Source organism: Mesorhizobium sp. M0410, assembly GCF_040321435.1.
GTDB lineage: Bacteria > Pseudomonadota > Alphaproteobacteria > Rhizobiales > Rhizobiaceae > Mesorhizobium.
Genome location: NZ_JAMYRN010000013.1, coordinates 17,245 through 34,892, shown reverse-complemented (window position 1 = coordinate 34,892; position 17,648 = coordinate 17,245). Strand labels below are relative to the sequence as shown.

The window sequence follows — 17,648 nt, the reverse complement described above, 5'->3', positions numbered from 1 at the left end:
CTTGGCCGCGACCTCAAGGGCGGCCTGCCACCTCAAGAAACAGGAGGAGTCCATGACAGGAAACAAGCACGCCAAAGGCAAAACGCCGGCCGATAGCGATCTTGCCAACGATCCCGGCATCGGCAGTTCCAGGGGCACGATCAAGGAGGGCGACCGGCTCGATCAGGGCACCAATACGTTCGAAGGCGATGTCGAGAACGACACCACGCCGCAAGGCGGTATCAATCCTCGGCAAAAGATGCGGACCAACAAGTGACCGGCCGCGCACGATCGAACAAACCTGCTGCAACCCGTGCAGCAATCCCGCGTTAAAGAGCATGAGCCTCGGGTCCGCCCCGGGCGTTGATGCGACAGGCTCTTTCGCGGAGACACAGATGACAAAAAAATTGTTTGGCCGCCCGGTTCCAATTCTCGTCGGCCTTGGTTTCCCTCGCTATGTCGAAAATATCTGGCAGGCCTATGACGTCTTAAATGAATGGCCGAGCCGCGGTCCGGCGCACAAGGCGGCGTTCGACGCCTGTCGCGCCGGGCTGGCTGACGAGGTCGACGTCGAGACGGTGCGTGCGGCGTTCGATAAATTCGCCCGCAAGGCGGGCATTCTGGCCTACGATATCGCAGCCGAAACACCAGCACGCGCCAAAACAGCTGCGAAGGCCTACGACGTTTGGCTGAAACGCCCGTCGGACAGTCGTGTAGACCCTGAAGACACGCAGCTTGCTTGAAGCGACACCTTGCTTGAACCGGGAGGAATCCGGTGCAGAGAATAGAGTTCGATACACCTGTTTGCATCTATTTCGGCAAGCCTGGGCGATCGCGATTGGTCAGTTCCGTTTTCGAAGCAGTACATTGCCTGAAAAGCGAGAAATGGCCGGCGCGCAATGCCCCACTGGCGCTGGCGGCCGCTGATGTATTGAATCGCGCCCGAACCGGTGAAATTACGGCCGGCAAAGCGCGGCAAGCGTTTGTCGACGCCGCGTGGGAGGCAAACATTCTTGTCGAAGGCGAGTCGCATGACGGGCATGCCCCGACAGCACAGCGGGTAAACCTGTAGGTGTCTCCCGCAGTTCCGTCCAAAGCCCGGCTTTATCTCGAGTGATTGGCGTTCTCGGCCTTTTTCTCGCGCTGCTGCCTGAGGATTTCGTCGGTTCCGACGAGCTTCTTCGATCCGCCCGGGATCGCGGTGGAGACGACCGCCGGCGGGTCGCTTGCCGGGAAGGAATCTTCCAGGCCTGCCTGCAACTGGTCTTCCAGCGTTTGCGGCTCTTCAGAGCGGCCGGGGGTCCTTCGGGTATCTACGCTCTCCAGGGGCTGTGTCATGTCCGGTGAAGACCTGACTTCTCGAATCCAGCCATAGAGCTGTTCGATGGCAAATTCCTTCATCGTGTCGAAATCGGCCTTTTCGTCACGCAATGCCTCGATTTGGTCGACCATGGTCTTCTCGAAACGTTCGAGGCTATCGCTTCCGCAAGCCCGGCAGAGACGCACCAGCGCCTCGCGCAGTATGAGTGGCGCAAAGTGCGCCGTTGCCTCAAGCCTGAGCTGCTGCAAACGCTCCGGGGTAGCGGCTTGGAACTTCGACATGCTCGACCTCTTCGCCTTGTGGAGCAAGTCAACGAAAATTGTCGGCGGATGTTCCATCGGCGGCCGCTGCATCGCTCGATCCTCAGCGGTGCGCGCCACCACCGACCGCCATGCGGATACCGAGACCGACGACGAAACAGCCTGCCACCCGCTGCTGCCAGAGCCTTACCTTCGGTCGTTTCATAATCCAGGCCCCGAGCGTGCCGGATGCGAGTGCATATGTGCCCAGCACCAGCACACCGGTCATTTTCTGGGTGCCACCGAGCAGCAGCAATTGCAGCGTGACCGATCCGCGAGCAGGATCGACGAACTGCGGAAGGAATGCCACCATAAAGGTTATCGGCCAAGGATTTATCAGATTGGCGATCATTCCTTCGCGTGCGGCCACAAGCGGTCCGACATTGCGCGGCTCCTCGACGGCGGCGCTGGCTGACGGCAACAGCACCAGACGCGATCCAAGCCAAACGAGATAGGCTGCACCCGCCCAGCGAAGCATGGCAAAGGCAAACGGCGATGCCTGAAGCAGCGACGATATGCCGAGGGCAAGGAGCGGCAGCTGGACCATACCGGCGCCGAGGGTCATTCCGAGGACGGTGAACAGGGCAATATCACGGCCCTGCCCGATGCCGCGCGCAATCACCAGCAGACTGTCGGGCCCCGGCGGCATCTGCATCAGGATGACCGTTCCGACAAAAGCCGTCCACGAAGCGGAATCCACGCCGCTACTTCGCCCCGGTTTCGCAAGATGCCTTCGCGCTGTCCTTCAACCGGCCGGCATCTCGCATCGTCTTGAGTGCTTCGTCCCTCGTCAGGCCGCACCTGCGGGCAAAAAAATCGATCTCATAGGCCAACTCGGCCGACAGGTCGTGTTTGGCATGCATTCTTCGCTTGTGTTTGCGTGCGCCCATTCAGGCTCGGTCCCGGATACGCTAGTCCTCCCGAACTCACATCGGATCAGTCGGTTCCACTGCCGGACCAATCCGCTTTCCGCAGGTTTTCTCACGCGCTGTCTGGCCGGCCCACCCTATCCTTGAGTTCGTTCAGGAACGCGAGCAGCGCGTCCTCAGGATCGTCGGCCTCTTCGGTCAGCATATCGATGCCCCAGTGGCCAAGAACAGCCTCCTGGACGATGCTCGGCTGCGACATGAAGATGAAGGATTTCGGGCGGCTCTTCTCGTAGCCCGACCGCCGCCAGGTCTGCCAAAGCCTGTGCAACAGCAGACGGATGTTCATATCAGACATGCTGTAGCCGATGAACAGGATGGTGCGCCCCAGTGCGTCGGCGCGAAACTTCACGTCGAGCGGCGAATCGAACGAAAGCCGGTCGAAATAGTCGGTCTCCGCCAGGACCAGCGATTTGTCGTCGTCGAAATCGCCGTGGAATTTGATGATCTGCGTCACCTCGCCGGTCGTCTTGGGCAAGTCCTTTGCGTTGGCCACCTTCACAAAGGGCCGGCCATGAATCTCGAAGGCAACCTCGAGGTTGCGATCATAATTGGTGGTGTAGATGATCGGAAAATCGAGCGATACGATGAGCTTGTGGATTGCCGACCGCTGCACTTCTTCCCGCGAGACGCTCCATTCACGATCCATCCAACTGCGCAAAGGGCCGAGGCTCCCCTGCTTCAGCCGGTAATATTCGGCAAGCGCCTGATAGCTGGCCTCCGGTGCGCCGATCATGTCCTCGTCAAGGCCGAGCTCGTTTTGCATGTGCTCGATGAGCTTTTGCCAAGACGGCAAGCCGACGCTCATCGACACCCCGGCTCCAACGAACAAGATACCTCGTCGCTCTTTCACCGATTGAGCCAGTTGCTCGACTGCGGACACCATTCGACACAACTGCCAGAAGTGCTGCTCTGTTCCGACGGCGCCTGGACCATCGCAAGAATAACTCCGATTTCCGGTTGAGTGCCAACACCCAGATGGGCTGTCCCGAGTTCCGGTCCCCGAGTTTGTCCGACCGAATCCGATATTTATTTCGTTCCCTTTGGCACTTCTGCGCCTCCTACGCGTTGGAGAGTGTTCAACAAAGACGGCGCAGCTAATGGATCGCCATCGGATTGTCTCGGTAGCATTATGTCTGTTCCTGCTTACGATCGGCGCCGTCCAGCAAAAGGCTTGGGCTCAAGCACCTTGCCCGGCCGACCATGACAAGTTGCTGGCCGCCCTCAAGGCCAACGTCAAGTCCAGCGGCGGTCCCGGCAATGGCGGCTTCGACACTAATGAATGGGCGGCAGTCGTGGCTCGCGACGGAACTGTCTGCGCCGTCGCCTTCAGTGGGCCGACCGCCGACGCCCAGTGGCCTGGCAGCCGGCTGATCGCCGCTGAAAAAGCCAATACCGCCAACGGGCTCAGCCTCGCCCACATGGCGTTGTCCACCGCGAACCTCTATGCGCCGGTGCAGCCCGGCGGTCCTCTATTCGGTCTGCAGGCCACCAATCCGGTCAATCCAGCGGTGGCCTATGCCGGCGATCCTTCGACGTTTGGAAGCTCCAGCGATCCATTGCTGGGAAAGCCTATCGGCGGTGTCGTCGTGTTTGGCGGCGGCCTGGCTCTCTACGACGGCAAGGGGATCGTCGGGGCCCTGGGGATAAGCGGCGATTCCTCCTGTGCCGACCACAATGTCGCCTGGCGTGTGCGCGCCGCGCTCGGGCTGGACAAGGTACCGGCAGGCGTCAACCCAAACCGCAAGGACGCTATCATTTACGACCTCGATCCCGGCGGCAAGAGCGCCTCCGGCTGGGGCCATCCATTGTGTGCCGGAAACGAGGCGGACGTGGCGGCGGAGCTTGGCGCCGGGGTCGGCGGCTCGATGCGCAAATGAGGAAAGGGCGACAGGTGGCGGCGAAAACTCGTGTGTCAGCCAGAGGGGGAAACAGGCCAATGGCTGCGAGGTTGGGATGGACGCTGCTGGCGGGGTTTGCACTGATGACGGCGGCGGTTGCGCAGTCAATATCAAGCCCTGCGATAAATCCGCCGGCCGCAGCTGCTCCGCCCGACGACGGCCAGTGGGCGATGCCGGCAAAGAACTACGCCTCGACCCGCTACAGCGAACTTGCGGAGATCACCGAAGACAACGTCAAAAACCTGCAGGTGGCCTTCACCTTCTCGACCGGCGTCAACAAAGGTCAGGAGGCTGCGCCCCTGGTCGTCGGCAACGCGATGTACATCGTGACGCCGTTTCCCAACATCCTCTATGCGCTTGACCTTACCAAGCCCGGCGCGCCGATGAAGTGGAAATTCGAGCCCAACCCCGAGCCCGCCGCGCAGGGAGTTGCCTGTTGCGACGTGGTCAACCGCGGTGCGGCCTTCTTCGACGGGCGCATCTATTTCAACACGCTCGATGGTCATGCCATCGCCGTCGATGCGGCAACCGGCAAACCGGTCTGGAACACCCATATCGGCAACATCAATATCGGCGAGACCATCACGATGGCGCCGCTGGTGGTGAAGGGGAAGGTACTGGTCGGCAATTCCGGCGGCGAAATGGGCGTACGCGGCTGGATCAAGGCGCTCGACGCCGGCGACGGGCACGTCGTCTGGACGGCCTACAATACCGGCCCGGACGCCGAGGTGCTGATCGGCCCCGATTTCAAGCCGCATTACGACATGGACAAGGGCAAGGATCTCGGGGTGACATCGTGGCCGCCCGACGCCTGGAAGATCGGCGGCGGCAATGTGTGGGGCTGGATCTCCTATGACCCGGACCTCAACCTGATCTTCCACGGCACCGGAAATCCCGGTCCGTGGAATCCGGATCTGCGGCCCGGCGACAACAAATGGACCGCCGGCATCTTTGCCCGCGATCCCGACACCGGCGCAGCCAAATGGTTTTATCAATGGACCCCGCACGATTTGCACGACTACGACGGCATCAACGAACAGGTGCTGCTCGACATGACCTGGCAGGGCAAGCCCCGCAAGGTGCTGGTCCGACCGGAACGCAACGGCTACGTCTATCTGTTGGACCGCACTACGGGCGAAGTACTGTCGGCAGTGCCGTTCGGGCCTGTCAATTCCAGCAAGGGCGTCGACCTGAAGACCGGCCGGCTGATTGTAAATCCGGACAAGAAGACCGGCACCGGCAAGGTCGTCCGCGACATCTGTCCCACCGCATCGGGCCTCAAGGACTGGCAACCTTCGGCGTTCTCGCCCAAGACCGGCCTGCTCTACATCCCGCATAATAACATGTGCATGGACGAAGAAGGCGTCGAGGTGAATTACATCGCCGGCACGCCCTATGTCGGCATGAACGTGCGCATGATTCCCGGGCCGGGCGGCAATCGCGGTGCATTTACTGCCTGGGATGTCGCCGCCGCCAAGCCGGCGTGGAGCCTGAAGGAGAACTTTCCGGTGTGGAGCGGCGCCGTCGCCACTGCCGGCAACGTCGTGTTCTATGGCACAATGGAAGGCTGGTTCAAGGCGGTCAGCGCTAGGACCGGCGAACTGCTTTGGCAGTTCAAGACGTCGTCCGGCATCATCGGCCAGCCGATCACCTATCGCGGCCCGGACGGGCACCAATATGTTGCGGTTCTTTCGGGCGTCGGCGGCTGGGCCGGTGCGATCGTATCCGGCGATCTCGACCCGCGCGACGCCACCGCCGCGCTCGGCTTCGTCAACGTCATGAAGGATCTGAAGGATGTAACCACGCCGGGAGGTACGCTGTATGTGTTCCGGCTGCCTTGAGACGATCGGCCGCGTTATGTGCTCACGGAAAACGCGTTCGCGGCGGCTTGCCGCCGCGGTTGGCGCACTGGCGCTCTCGTTTGTCGCCGCCGTTGCCGATGCGCGCGAGTTGAGGATCTGCGCAGATCCCAACAACATGCCGTTCTCCAATGCCGCCAGGCAGGGCTTTGAAAACAAGATTGCCGAACTCGTCGCCCGGGAGCTTGGCGCGACTATTTCCTACACGTGGTGGGCACAGCGGCGCGGCTTCGTCCGCAACACGCTGAAAGCCGGCCTGTGCGATCTGGTGCCCGGCACGCCCACCAATCTCGAGATGCTGCGCACCACCGCGCCCTACTACCGGTCTTCCTACGTCTTCGTGACACGCAGGGATGCGCCGGAAATCGCGTCCTTCAACGATCCTCGCCTGCGCGATCTGCACATCGGCGTCCAGCTGATCGGCGACGACGGCGCCAACTCGCCACCCGTCCAGGCGCTCGGCAGTCGCGGCATCGTCGGCCATCTCGTCGGTTTCCCCGTCTATGGCGACTATTCGGCGCCAAACCCGCCAGCGCGCATCATTGAGGCGGTCGCGAATGGCGACATCGATATGGCCGTCGTCTGGGGGCCGTTGGCCGGCTACTTCGGTGCCAGGCAAAAAGTACCGTTGCGGATTACGCCGGTTACACCGCGAATCGACGGTCCGCTGCTGCCGATGATCTACGACATTTCGATGGGCGTGCGCCACGACGACGATGCGCTGCGCAGCGAGGTAGACGCAGCGCTCGCCAAACACCGCGCCGAGATCGATGCAATCCTGGCGGCATATGACGTGCCTCGCCTCGACGTCGCCGGGGCGGCAGCGCGATGAACCGCGGCCTTCCATGCGTGCTGTCGGCGATGCTCGTTCTTGCCGCTTGCCAGCGTGAGGAACGCGACACGCGTCCACAGTCGGCGCTCGGCTCGGGCGACCAACCGGCAGCCGTCACGGCCCTCGAGCCGGGCGGCCAGCGGCCAGCCTCGTCCAACAACAAGGCCGGAGTGTTCGAGGCCAACGCGTTCCACCTCAGCGAGGGCAAGCGTCTGTTCAACTGGTTCAACTGTTCCGGCTGCCATGCCAATGGCGGTGGCGGCATGGGCCCGGCGCTCATGGATCAGAAGTGGCTCTATGGCAGCTCGATCGAAAGCATCCACGCCACGATCAGGGACGGTCGGCCAAACGGCATGCCGAGCTTTCGGGACAAGATCCCGGACGACCAGATCTGGGAGCTTGCCGCCTTCGTCCGCGCGTTGAGCGGCAACGCGCCAAAATCGGCTGCGCCGAGCCGCGACGACGACATGATGCCCCATCCGTCCGAAAATCGCCTGCCGGATGCCGCGACTCTGGGGAAGTCGCCGTGAACCGCCTTGTTTGCAGCGTGTGCTGCGGCGCAGCCTGCATGCTGCTCCTTGCAGGATGCAGCGGCTGGCAATCCGCGCTTGACCCAAAAGGCCCGGCCGCGGGCGAGCTTGCATGGCTGATCTGGTTCTTCACAGCGCTGTGCACGGTGGTCTGGCTTTTGGTGATGGCCGTGCTGATCCTGCCATTGGCCCGACGCCCCGCGCCGGTCGGCGATCCGCTTGTCCTCGACGCTGCCGCCGAGCGCGGCAAGATGCGAATTGTCGTCGCCGCACTCGCCGCTACCGCCCTGATCCTGGTCGGCCTGACGCTGCTGAGCTACTTCGCTAACCGGACGCTTGCCGCCATCGGCTCGGATGCGGCGCTGACGATCCGGGTGACCGGGCATCAATGGTGGTGGGAGGTGCGCTACGAAAACGATCAGCCGAACCGCATCCTGACGACCGCCAATGAAATCCACATCCCGGCGGGCGAGCCGGTGCGGCTTGTAGTGACCTCGACCGACGTCATCCATTCCTTCTGGGTGCCGAACCTCTCGGGCAAGCTGGACCTCATTCCAGGCCACGAGAACGTTCTCGATCTGAAGGCTGACAAGCCCGGCGTCTATCGCGGCCAGTGCGCCGAGTTCTGCGGCGCGCAGCACGCCAATATGAGCACCTTCATCATCGCCGAACCTCGGCCCGTCTTCGACGCATGGCTGAACGATCAGCTGCGGCCGGCAGCTGCCCCCGTGTCGACCGAGGCCAAAACCGGCCACGACCTGTTCCTCAAACGGCCATGCGTGATGTGCCACAAGATCGGCGGCACCATTGCCGGCGGCACGGTCGCTCCCGACCTTACACATATCGCAAGCCGGCGGACGCTCGCTGCCGGAACGCTGGCGATGAGCCGCGGCAATCTCGCAGCCTGGATAGCCGATCCGCAAGGGATCAAGCCAGGTGCCCGCATGCCCGTGGTGGGACTGAACGGGGACGAGCTGAATGCGATAGTAGCCTATCTCGAGGGCTTGAAATGAGTAGCGCCGACCTAGCCCATGGGCGAGACCTCGCCCAGCAACGCGCCGCAGCACAAAAGGGTGACCTGGTTCCCGAGCGCGACGGCCCTCGCGATACCGGCCTCGACGACGCCAGCCTCGAGCGCAGGCTGGCGCGGACATGGCAGACCGTGCCGGGCATCATCGGTGCGCTCTCGAGCGTCGACCACAAAATTGTCGCGCGGCGGTACCTGATCACCGCTTTCGTCTTCCTGTGCCTCGGTGGCCTCAGCGCCGTTGCCATGCGCATCCAACTGTCGGGGCCGGAGCGCGGGCTGATCGGGCCGGACCGCTACAACCAGCTATTCACCATGCATGGCGTGACCATGATGTTCCTGTTTGCAGTGCCAATCGTTCAGGCGACCGGCATCTATCTCGTGCCGCTGATGGTCGGCACCCGCAACATCGCCTTTCCGCGCCTCAATGCATTCAGCTTCTGGATTTATCTCTCCGGTGGCCTCTTCGCCTGGGTGTCGTTTGCACTCGACATGGCGCCCGACGTCGGCTGGTTTTCCTACGTGCCGCTGTCCGGTCCTGAATTCGGGCCAGGCAAACGTTCCGATGTGTGGGCGCAGATGATCACCTATACCGAAGTATCGTCATTGGCGGTTGCGGTTGCCACCATCGTCACCGTGCTGAAGCAACGCGCGCCGGGCATGTCGCTGGACAAGATTCCGCTCTATGTCTGGGCGATGCTGGTCACCTCCTTCGTCATCGTGTTCGCCATGCCGGCAGTCATGATCACGTCGACCTTCCTGATCCTCGACCGACTGGTCGGCACCCATATCTTCAATCCCGCCGAGGGTGGCGACGTACTGCTGTTCCAGCACCTGTTCTGGTTCTTCGGCCACCCCGAAGTCTACATCATTTTCCTGCCGGCCACCGGCATGGTGTCCTCGATCATCGCCGCTTTCGCCCGGCGTCCGGTATTCGGCTATCTGGGCATGGTTCTGTCGCTGATTTCGGTCGGCTTCCTGTCGTTCGGCCTGTGGGTTCACCACATGTTCGCAACCGGCCTGCCCAAGCTCGGCGCGAGCTTCTTCACCGCCTCAAGCATGCTGATCGCCATCCCGAACGGGCTGCAGATCTTCTGCTGGCTGGCGACATTGTGGGACGAACGCCCGATAATCAGGACGCCGCTGCTGTTCGTGTTCGGCTTCTTCTTCACGTTCGTCGCGGGCGGCCTGACCGGCGTGATGCTGGCGTCGGTGCCATTGGACCTGCAAGTACACGACACCTATTTCGTTACCGCGCATTTCCACTACGTGCTGATCGGCGGGTCGGTGTTCCCGCTGCTCGGCGCGACCTATTTCTGGTTCCCCAAGATCACCGGCCGGATGATGAGCGAGCGTCTTGGACGCTGGCACTTCTGGCTTGCCTTCATAGGCTTCAATGCGGCGTTCTTTCCGATGCACATTGTCGGCCTGTGGGGCATGCCGCGCCGGGTCTACACCTATCCGGTGGAGCTCGGCTGGGGCAACATCAACCTGTTCATCACAGCCGGCGCGGTTGTCCTGTTCCTAAGCTTCGTTCTGTTCACCATAAACCTGGTGTACAGCGCCTCGAGGGGCGCCCCGGCCGGGGACAATCCCTGGAATGCGGGCACGCTTGAATGGGCGACAAGCTCTCCGCCGCCGAGCTATAATTTCGCTCGGATTCCGGTGGTTACCCACTCCGAGCCGCTCTGGGCCGAACGTGACACGCTGCCTGTCGCGACCGGGCTTCGCGTCGACGCACGCGAACTTGTCATTTCGACGGTGGCAGAGGCGCATCCAGATGTGCGCGAGAAGTCGGCGACGCCGTCGATCTGGCCATTGTTCGCCGCGCTCGCCGTCGGCGCCACCTTTCTTTATTCGATCTTCAGCCCGTGGGCGGTGGTCTGGGGAGCCGGGCCAATCGCCATCACTTTGATCGGTTGGTTCTGGCCGAAAGGCGATCCGGAGGATGAGGAATGAAACAGCGTCCTGCCGCCGATCTTTCCAAACTCCCGACCTTCGGGATCGGACCGCGCAGCCCGACCTGGTGGGGCACTCTCGCCTTCATGGCGCTGGAGGGCACCGGCTTCGCGCTCGCCGCAGGCGCCTATCTTTACCTCGCCTATCTGTCGCCCGAATGGCCATTGGGCGTGCCGCCGCCCAACCATTGGCCGGGCACCATCGTCACGCTGTTGCTGCTCGCCAGCGTGGTGCCCAATCACATACTGAATCGCTACGCCGAAGCCTGTGCCATGGTACCCGTGCGCATCGGCCTGATCGTCATGACGCTGCTCGGTATCGCACCGCTTGTCGTGCGGTGGTTCGAATTTCCGGCCCTCAACATCTATTGGGATACCAATGCGTACGGCTCAATGCTGTGGGTCCTGCTCGGCCTCCACACCACACACCTAATCACCGACGTCGGCGACACGCTGGTGCTGACGGTCCTGATGTTCACGCGCCATGGCTATAGCGGCCGGCGTTTCGGGGATGTTGGCGACAACGTCTTCTACTGGGATTTCGTGGTCGCGACCTGGATCCCGATCTATCTTTTGATCTATTGGATGCCGAGGCTTGACTGAGATGCGTGCGCTTCGCTTGGGCACATCATGGGGCGGGCTGTTGTCCGGGCCTTTGGCCTGGGCGGTGTCGACGCAGCTGAATTACGCGGTCGTGGAGTGGCAGTGCGCCCACGGTATTTCTGTCATACCGGTCGTTGCGCTGATGCTGACAGTGCTGGCCTTGCTCGGCGGGGCGCTGTCGTGGCGGGCGCGACAGCAAGGTGGCGCCGCCTTTAAACCGGACCGTGCGCGCGGCACTGAAGATTTCGTCGCCAATATCGGCATTCTCAGCGCGTTGCTGTTTGCGCTGGTAATCGTCATGCAAGGCGCCGCCTCGCTCATTCTCGACGGCTGTCTGCGATGAGCTTCGACGCGCTTTTCTCGACCTCGATCTGCTACGGTGCCGGTGCCCCGCAGGCCGGCTGGACGCTGGCGTTGCCGATCACGCTGCCGCTAACCATGGTCGCACTGCTTTACGCGGCAGGCGCCTTTCGGCTGTGGCGGCGGAGCGCCCGCAGCCGCCCGTTGCGGATGCGGCAAGCCCTGCTGTTTGCGACCGGCTGGGCCATTTTGGCGGCAGCACTGGTCAGTCCGCTCCACGCATTGGGCGAGCGCGTTTTCACCGCCCACATGATCGAGCACGAGCTGTTGATGGCGGTGGCGGCACCCCTGCTGGTCGCCTCCCGCCCGGCGGCGGCGATGATGTGGGCATTGCCGATCAAGCTGCGGCTGGCATTTGGCGCAGCCGGGCAGGCGAAGGTGCTTCGAACCGTTTGGGCCGCCATCAGCCGCCCCGTTGCCGCGACCTTCCTGCACGGCGTCGCGATATGGGCGTGGCACGTTCCGGCGCTGTTCGAGGCGGCGCTTGCACGGGGTGTCCTGCATTATGCGCAACATGCCTGCTTCTTCGGTACAGGGCTGCTGTTCTGGTGGGTGCTGCTGCCGCGTTCAGGCCGCGAACAAGCCTATGGCAGCGCGGTCATGCACCTCTTCTTCACCTCGCTGCATACCGGCCTGCTCGGGGTGCTGCTGCTGGTCTCGCCAAGGCTGTGGTATCCGGTAAACGCAGCCGGTGCGAAATTGTGGAACCTTAGTCCGCTCGAGGACCAGCAGCTCGCCGGGCTGGTTATGTGGGTTCCGGCCGGCCTGATCTATGGCGGCGCGGCTTTGCTGCTGGCCGGCCTGTGGATCCGCTCCAGTGGACAGAGAAGATGGGAGACGTCGCATGCGCTCCAAGCTGTCTAAGCTGGTCATTGGTGCCGGGACGGCAATTGTCGTGCTGGCCGCAGCTTGGACGGCGCTGACGTTGTGGCCGGAGCGCCTCATCAGGGTCGCGCATAAAACGGACAATGCCACCAGCAGCATCGGTGTGCGCGCCACATCGCGCTTTACTCCGTCCGGACCCATACTCGGCGCCGCAGCAATTGTCTTGCTCGTTGCAGTCCTGGCCGGGATCGCGTTGTACTTCGAGCAAAGCCGTCGAGTGGAGCAGAAGGCCGACAATGCAACCGGCGGTGTTGGCGCCCGCGCTATACCCATCATGATGGCCAATGGCTGTGCTGGATGCCACACGATCACCGGCGTTCCCGGCGCGCAGGGAATGGTCGGTCCACGCCTCGACGCCAGCTTGGCCACCCGGGTCTATATCGGCGGCGTATTGTCCAACAACCCGCGAAACATGGTCCGTTGGATACGGGCCGCAAGGGAGATCAATCCGCACGCGGCAATGCCTTCGACAAGGATTTCCGAGCAGGAGGCGCGGGACGTCGCTGCCTACCTCTATTCGCTGAAATGACATCGTTGCTCGCCTAGTCGAGATCAAACCCTGCCGGCAGTCTACCGATGCCGGTTTGCCGGGACCGGCAATCGTCACCGCCTTCGGCTCGATGCCTTAGTTGCCGACGAACCTTTCGGAACCGGCCCGCATCGGCGAGGCTGCCCGCGCTCAGTCGGACATCGCCGAGCGCCGCTATGCCCGGTAATCTGCTGTGCGGATTGTTTCGCGGGCATCTCGGATATGAGCTTCTTTGGCGAGTGGGCCGAGTGCAATCTCGACGTCGTCGTCCCAGTCGAATTGACGGGGTGGTTGTTTTTTTCAGAATTGGACAGTGCTGCTGAGAATTGCGTGCCACGCCGTGGGCAGACACGCCTCATGGAGCCGAAGAACCGAACGGATTTAGAGCGAAGAATCGGAACGGACCGGAGCGCCTCGGCTAATGACTTGAGCGCCGCGATCACATTTGTCAGCCGAAGGTTGCGGGCTCCTAGCCGACTTCGATGTTCCAACCGCGAGGCGACCGCGGTCGGAGTCGCCACGAACGACCGCAGCGAAATCACGTCGTTTCGGGAGACTCGTTCGATTTGGGAGCCTCGTCGGTCTCCGGCAAACGATCGCGAATGGCTTCCTCGGTTTTGCTTGCCGTCTTTTTCACGACTTTCTCGACGCGGTCGACCAACGTCTCGGCGTCGCCGCTGGAACCCTGTCGGTCAGCCTCTTCCTTTACAGTCTCATATGCTTCGGCGGCGACCTGCTTGGCTTGCTCGACGCCTTCTTCAAAGACTTCCTCGGCACTGTCACGAAGCTTGTCGCGGTAGGGGCCGAGTTGCGCGTCCTCAGCGGCGGTGTGAGGCAGCATCACGCCAATGGCGGTGCCCACGGCAAGGCCTACCGCGGCCATTGCCAGAGGTTCGCGCTGGAACAGGTCCTGAGCCGACTGCCGCACCCGCCCCGTCCTATCGGTGGCGGCCGAGCCGACCTGCCCGGCTGTGCTTCTCAATCTTTCTTTGGCGCCGCTCGCAACGTCTGCCACAGCCTCAACCGCACCGCCTGCCACGGACGCAACCGAACGGGCGGTATCGGAGAGCATGGAGCCGGCGGAACCTTCGCCCTCGGCACCGTACTCATCGCCGCGTGAGTCCTGCCAGGCCCCGCCCAAGCCCCTCTGGTCAGAGAAGTTTCGGGTGCCGTCAGGTTCCCTGCCGGTCGAATAGGCACCAAGTGCTGAACTGTCTACCGACGTGCCCTTGCCTAGCATCAGCCAGGCCAGGCCCGCGCCGACCAATGTAAGCGGCAACGGATTGTCCCTGACCTGAGTCTTAAGATTGCTGAGCATGGCGGATCCCTCGCCGCTGAACATCCCGGTGAATTCGTCGATCAGCTGACCTGGTGTCATCTTGCTCCGGATCGAGTCTGCCGTGTCCGTTATCTTGGCACGGGCAATGTCGGCATCGCGTTCGAGTTCGGCTGCGGATTTGTCGGTCATCTTATCTGGTCCTTGATCACGCGTGCGTCGCGTTTAAGTTGGTCTTGTGTCCGGTCGGGGGTCAACTCTGAGGGAGCCATGCTTGCCTTGCCGGAGCGCAGGAGTATGACGCCCAGTACTGCCACCACGACGCCGACGAGCAGCGAGGACCATCCGGCTCCCAGGCCGGCGCTCGCCAAGGCAATCACCAGCGCCTGCAAAAGCACCATCAGGGCGGCAAGCAGGCAAATGACGCCTCCCATTACCTCCACGGCGCCGGCGCCGGCCTTGCTTAACTTTTCTGACATTTCAGCCCGCAACAGCCTGCTTTCGGTTTGAAGCAGTGTTGTGACCTGCTGTGCCAGATCGCTGACAAGGGTTGTCAGGCTGCGAGTGTCCTGGTTGTCAGTCATGGGTTTCGCTCCAGGCTTGCATTGGCCCAGTCATCGCCGGACTGATCGGATCCTAACGGGGCTGGTTCAACTGGCTCTGCCGATCGCCATCCCGACTCATTCGAGCTAGGACCCGTCTCGGGCACCCGGCCTGTTCCCGACTGGCCCGGTGCTCCGGTTTGAGCAGAGGGTGGCGAGCTCTTGATGAACCGCCCCAAAGCCAGGCCTGCCAATACCGAGCCGGCGATCAGCGCCCCCGAGTTTTCGCGGCCGAACGACTGAATTTCGCCAAGCACCTCGTCGAACGGTTTATCCTTCAGGGACGAGGAAAGCCGCTCGAGCCCGCCTGCGGCGTCAAGGGCGAATTTCGAAGCGGTCCGTTGATCATTGTTGGCAAGATGCTCGCTTGCCGCGCGCAATGCGCCGCTGAAGGCCTTGAGACTGGCGCTCATGTCGCGCTGCGTTCCCTCCGCCTTGTTGAACAATGCTTGCTTTGCTTCCGATGCGTAATCTCCGGCTTTCCTGGTGATCTCGTCACGCGCATCGTGGAGCGCTTCCGTCGCGGTCTGCTTTTCCCGTTGTAGTCTTTCCGAAAGCTCGCTTCTGGCTGTCTCGAAATCGGCCGTCTGACGGCCTTGATCGTCTTTGTCCTGCATGGTGTCTCCTAGTGGAATCCGAGGAAGGAGAGGATCGCAAGCACGACGACGACAAGGCCGATGAGATAAATAACACTGTTCATGGCGCAATCTCCTCCACTGCGCACCGAACTTGCATGTGCTTCCCGTGTTCCCCTCAGGCGTCATCTTTTTGTAAGCGAAGCCTAACCAGCCTCAAGACGGGATCTTGTCCTGTGCCGATGGGGGTGAGCGCGCGGTTGGAAATGATACGAGACCGGACTCCGGTGCGACTTACAGGTCGAGACGCACGTCCGCTCCGGCAGATATTCGCGGTGCAGGGGCCGGAATTTTCCGCAGCGCTTTGACTGGGCATTATCGCAGTGGGACCTGCCTGCGACCTACCACTCGATCGCAGGCCGCGCGATCATCAGCCAGAAAATCCCGAGCACGGCAGCGAAGGCAGGGAAGCCGAAGGCGAACCACAACCAGAACAGCCGATGGTAGCGTGGCGGCAACGGCGCGCCTGCAGCGGCGGCTTGCGATGCCAGCTTGCGCATCTCCATTTGCATCCAGACGACCGGGAGCCAGAACATTCCGGTGAAGATATAGAGCGCGATCGAAAGTACGATCCAGCCCTCCGACAGCGAGTAGCCTGCCTGCCAGGCGAGCGCGGCTCCGGTCAAAGGTTGCGCGACCACGGCCGTCGCTGTGAAAAGGAAGTCGGCGACGACGACGATACGCGCCACCGCCGCAACCGTCGCGGCATTGCCGGTCCTGTGGGCGAACAGCATAAAGAAAGCGATGCCGGCGCCGGTGCCGAGCAGCACAGATGCGCTGATAACATGCAGAAATTTCAGCAGGAAATAGAGCATCAACGCTCCTCCAGCACTGCCAAGGCCACAAAGTGCAGCACCAGGATCGGCAGCACTTTAAGGAACGGCCCAAGCGGGTCGTTCCACAGATCGGGGCTCAGGAAGCTTCCGACGACCAGATAGAAAAGCGAGAGCGCGATGCCGCCATAGAGGCCTTTTCGCGCCGCCGGCCGCCAGGCTATGAGCACGCCGATGGCGATGTCGGCAAGAGCGCCGGCGATCACGATCGGTGCCGACAAGATGCCGGCGCCCGTGCCTTGCATCAGATCGACGCCGCTGCCGTAGCCGGTTGTCAGCGACACGATTCCGGTCATGATCCAGAAGACGGGCAGGACGACGAAGATCGCCGGCTTGATGAAATACAGCCGGGCAAACCATTTCTCCTGCACCGTTGCCGGATTGAGCGCGAGGAAGCCCGCCAGGGTTTGCGGGCGTATGCCAGTCGCGGCGGTCCAGTCCGAGGGATCTCCAACCGCTCCTCGGGCGATCTCCCTGGCCGCGTTGGTGCGCATCGGTGGACGCCAGCCGAACATCGCGGCAAGGTCGCCTAGGCGGTAGAGAAGCCTTGCAACAGCCGTCGGCAAGACAAACCTGGCTGCCAGACCCCAACCGAGCCACCGGCGATAACTGCCGACGACCTCGTCCATGCTCAGTTGTTCGGGACCGACAAGTTCCAGCACGACGCGAGACGGACTGGCGGGATCGAGAAGGAAAATGACCGTTGAGACCACATCGTCGAGTAGTACCACCTGGAGCCGGCCGGTGCCGGGCATGGACGGCAGCACTGGCAGCGAAGCGAGACCCCGAAACAATGCGCTGGCCCCAAACACCGGCCGGCCGAGCACCACGGACGGGCGCAGGACAACCCAATCCAGATCAAGCGTCATAAGCGCCTGGTCCCCGGCCAGTTTCGTCGCCGAGAACGCCGAAGGCTGCGCCCGATCGACGCCGATCGCCGAGAAGTGGATCACCCGGGCAACCCCTGCCCGCGCACAGGCGAGAAAGAGTGCGACCGCCGCATCGCGATGGACTTCGCGCGTCTTTTCACGGGGGCTGTCCTGGAGAACGCCGGCACAATTCACGACGGCGTCGACACCCCTGAGATGCGGTAGCCAGTCTTCGGGCTGCAGCGCCACCGCCATGTCCAGCACCAGCAATTGGTAATTGCCGGCCCGGTTTGCACCGGGGCTGCGGACCAATCCGATTACCTCATGCCCTTCGGAAAGAAGGCGTGCCACGACGGAGGCACCGATCAGGCCGGTGGCGCCGGTAACCAGGACTTTCACTGAACCCCATTCTCCGACGGCGGGA

Annotated in this window: 21 protein-coding genes; 13 read left to right on the top strand and 8 right to left on the bottom strand. The window is 62.4% G+C overall.

Features of this window, described 5'->3' with window-relative positions:
* Positions 1-52 precede the first annotated feature (52 nt).
* The 3 genes from NKI63_RS19815 to NKI63_RS19805 all read left to right on the top strand — a co-directional run bounded on the left by NKI63_RS19815 (position 53) and on the right by NKI63_RS19805 (position 1,051).
* On the top strand, positions 53-256 hold the full coding sequence (locus tag NKI63_RS19815) for a hypothetical protein (protein WP_254818814.1): 204 nt from the start codon (positions 53-55) through the stop codon (positions 254-256).
* A gap of 118 nt (positions 257-374) precedes the next feature.
* Complete coding sequence (locus NKI63_RS19810; protein WP_254818815.1) at positions 375-722, top strand: DUF982 domain-containing protein; 348 nt, start codon at positions 375-377, stop codon at positions 720-722.
* A gap of 32 nt (positions 723-754) precedes the next feature.
* Positions 755-1,051 (top strand): DUF982 domain-containing protein, encoded by a 297-nt coding sequence (locus NKI63_RS19805; protein WP_352701937.1) that lies wholly within the window; start codon positions 755-757, stop codon positions 1,049-1,051.
* A gap of 32 nt (positions 1,052-1,083) precedes the next feature.
* Here NKI63_RS19805 and NKI63_RS19800 read toward each other — a convergent pair whose 3' ends face one another.
* The 3 genes from NKI63_RS19800 to NKI63_RS19790 all read right to left on the bottom strand — a co-directional run bounded on the left by NKI63_RS19800 (position 1,084) and on the right by NKI63_RS19790 (position 3,411).
* Positions 1,084-1,653, bottom strand: a complete 570-nt coding sequence (locus NKI63_RS19800; RefSeq protein ID WP_352701939.1) for a hypothetical protein — start codon at positions 1,651-1,653, stop codon at positions 1,084-1,086.
* Positions 1,654-1,663: 10 nt separating this feature from the next.
* A complete protein-coding gene (locus NKI63_RS19795; protein WP_352505437.1) occupies positions 1,664-2,299 on the bottom strand; it encodes a LysE family translocator in 636 nt (211 codons plus the stop codon).
* Positions 2,300-2,580: 281 nt separating this feature from the next.
* Entirely contained in the window at positions 2,581-3,411 is an 831-nt protein-coding gene (locus tag NKI63_RS19790; protein WP_502900489.1) for an SIR2 family NAD-dependent protein deacylase, read from the bottom strand.
* 214 nt (positions 3,412-3,625) lie between these two features.
* Between NKI63_RS19790 and NKI63_RS19785 the strand changes: the two genes are divergently transcribed.
* The 10 genes from NKI63_RS19785 to NKI63_RS19740 all read left to right on the top strand — a co-directional run bounded on the left by NKI63_RS19785 (position 3,626) and on the right by NKI63_RS19740 (position 13,009).
* Entirely contained in the window at positions 3,626-4,405 is a 780-nt protein-coding gene (locus NKI63_RS19785; protein ID WP_352505438.1) for a heme-binding protein, read from the top strand.
* Positions 4,406-4,509: 104 nt separating this feature from the next.
* Positions 4,510-6,267 (top strand): methanol/ethanol family PQQ-dependent dehydrogenase, encoded by a 1,758-nt coding sequence (locus NKI63_RS19780; RefSeq protein WP_352702085.1) that lies wholly within the window; start codon positions 4,510-4,512, stop codon positions 6,265-6,267.
* Positions 6,268-6,283: 16 nt separating this feature from the next.
* Positions 6,284-7,117, top strand: coding sequence for a substrate-binding domain-containing protein (locus NKI63_RS19775; RefSeq protein ID WP_352701941.1), 834 nt, complete (start codon positions 6,284-6,286; stop codon positions 7,115-7,117).
* Positions 7,114-7,647 carry a c-type cytochrome gene (locus tag NKI63_RS19770; RefSeq protein ID WP_254818823.1) on the top strand — a complete coding sequence of 178 codons (534 nt, stop codon included), beginning with the start codon at positions 7,114-7,116 and terminating at the stop codon, positions 7,645-7,647. Before NKI63_RS19775 ends, NKI63_RS19770 begins: the two co-directional genes overlap by 4 nt.
* A 38-nt stretch (positions 7,648-7,685) precedes the next feature.
* Positions 7,686-8,660 carry a cytochrome c oxidase subunit II gene (gene coxB / locus NKI63_RS19765; RefSeq protein WP_352505441.1) on the top strand — a complete coding sequence of 325 codons (975 nt, stop codon included), beginning with the start codon at positions 7,686-7,688 and terminating at the stop codon, positions 8,658-8,660.
* Positions 8,657-10,633, top strand: a complete 1,977-nt coding sequence (gene ctaD, locus NKI63_RS19760) for a cytochrome c oxidase subunit I (protein ID WP_352701944.1) — start codon at positions 8,657-8,659, stop codon at positions 10,631-10,633. Before coxB ends, ctaD begins: the two co-directional genes overlap by 4 nt.
* Positions 10,630-11,235, top strand: a complete 606-nt coding sequence (locus tag NKI63_RS19755; protein ID WP_254818826.1) for a cytochrome c oxidase subunit 3 — start codon at positions 10,630-10,632, stop codon at positions 11,233-11,235. Before ctaD ends, NKI63_RS19755 begins: the two co-directional genes overlap by 4 nt.
* 1 nt (position 11,236) lies before the next feature.
* Positions 11,237-11,578 (top strand): hypothetical protein, encoded by a 342-nt coding sequence (locus tag NKI63_RS19750; RefSeq protein WP_352505443.1) that lies wholly within the window; start codon positions 11,237-11,239, stop codon positions 11,576-11,578.
* Positions 11,575-12,459: a cytochrome c oxidase assembly protein gene (locus NKI63_RS19745; protein ID WP_352505444.1), complete on the top strand. Its 885-nt coding sequence runs from the start codon at positions 11,575-11,577 to the stop codon at positions 12,457-12,459. Before NKI63_RS19750 ends, NKI63_RS19745 begins: the two co-directional genes overlap by 4 nt.
* Entirely contained in the window at positions 12,440-13,009 is a 570-nt protein-coding gene (locus tag NKI63_RS19740) for a c-type cytochrome (RefSeq protein ID WP_352476444.1), read from the top strand. Before NKI63_RS19745 ends, NKI63_RS19740 begins: the two co-directional genes overlap by 20 nt.
* 538 nt (positions 13,010-13,547) lie before the next feature.
* On the opposite strand, the gene NKI63_RS19735 is transcribed toward NKI63_RS19740, so the two are convergent.
* The 5 genes from NKI63_RS19735 to NKI63_RS19715 all read right to left on the bottom strand — a co-directional run bounded on the left by NKI63_RS19735 (position 13,548) and on the right by NKI63_RS19715 (position 17,623).
* Entirely contained in the window at positions 13,548-14,477 is a 930-nt protein-coding gene (locus NKI63_RS19735) for a hypothetical protein (RefSeq protein ID WP_352701945.1), read from the bottom strand.
* Positions 14,474-14,869 carry a phage holin family protein gene (locus NKI63_RS19730; RefSeq protein ID WP_254818831.1) on the bottom strand — a complete coding sequence of 132 codons (396 nt, stop codon included), beginning with the start codon at positions 14,867-14,869 and terminating at the stop codon, positions 14,474-14,476. Before NKI63_RS19730 ends, NKI63_RS19735 begins: the two co-directional genes overlap by 4 nt.
* Positions 14,866-15,594 carry a WXG100 family type VII secretion target gene (locus NKI63_RS19725; RefSeq protein WP_352701947.1) on the bottom strand — a complete coding sequence of 243 codons (729 nt, stop codon included), beginning with the start codon at positions 15,592-15,594 and terminating at the stop codon, positions 14,866-14,868. Before NKI63_RS19725 ends, NKI63_RS19730 begins: the two co-directional genes overlap by 4 nt.
* Before the next feature lie 269 nt (positions 15,595-15,863).
* Positions 15,864-16,337 carry a DUF2269 family protein gene (locus NKI63_RS19720; RefSeq protein ID WP_352688547.1) on the bottom strand — a complete coding sequence of 158 codons (474 nt, stop codon included), beginning with the start codon at positions 16,335-16,337 and terminating at the stop codon, positions 15,864-15,866.
* The gene (locus NKI63_RS19715; RefSeq protein ID WP_352506813.1) at positions 16,337-17,623 is read right to left on the bottom strand and encodes an SDR family oxidoreductase; all 1,287 of its coding nucleotides are present in this window, start codon (positions 17,621-17,623) and stop codon (positions 16,337-16,339) included. Before NKI63_RS19715 ends, NKI63_RS19720 begins: the two co-directional genes overlap by 1 nt.
* Positions 17,624-17,648: the final 25 nt, after the last annotated feature.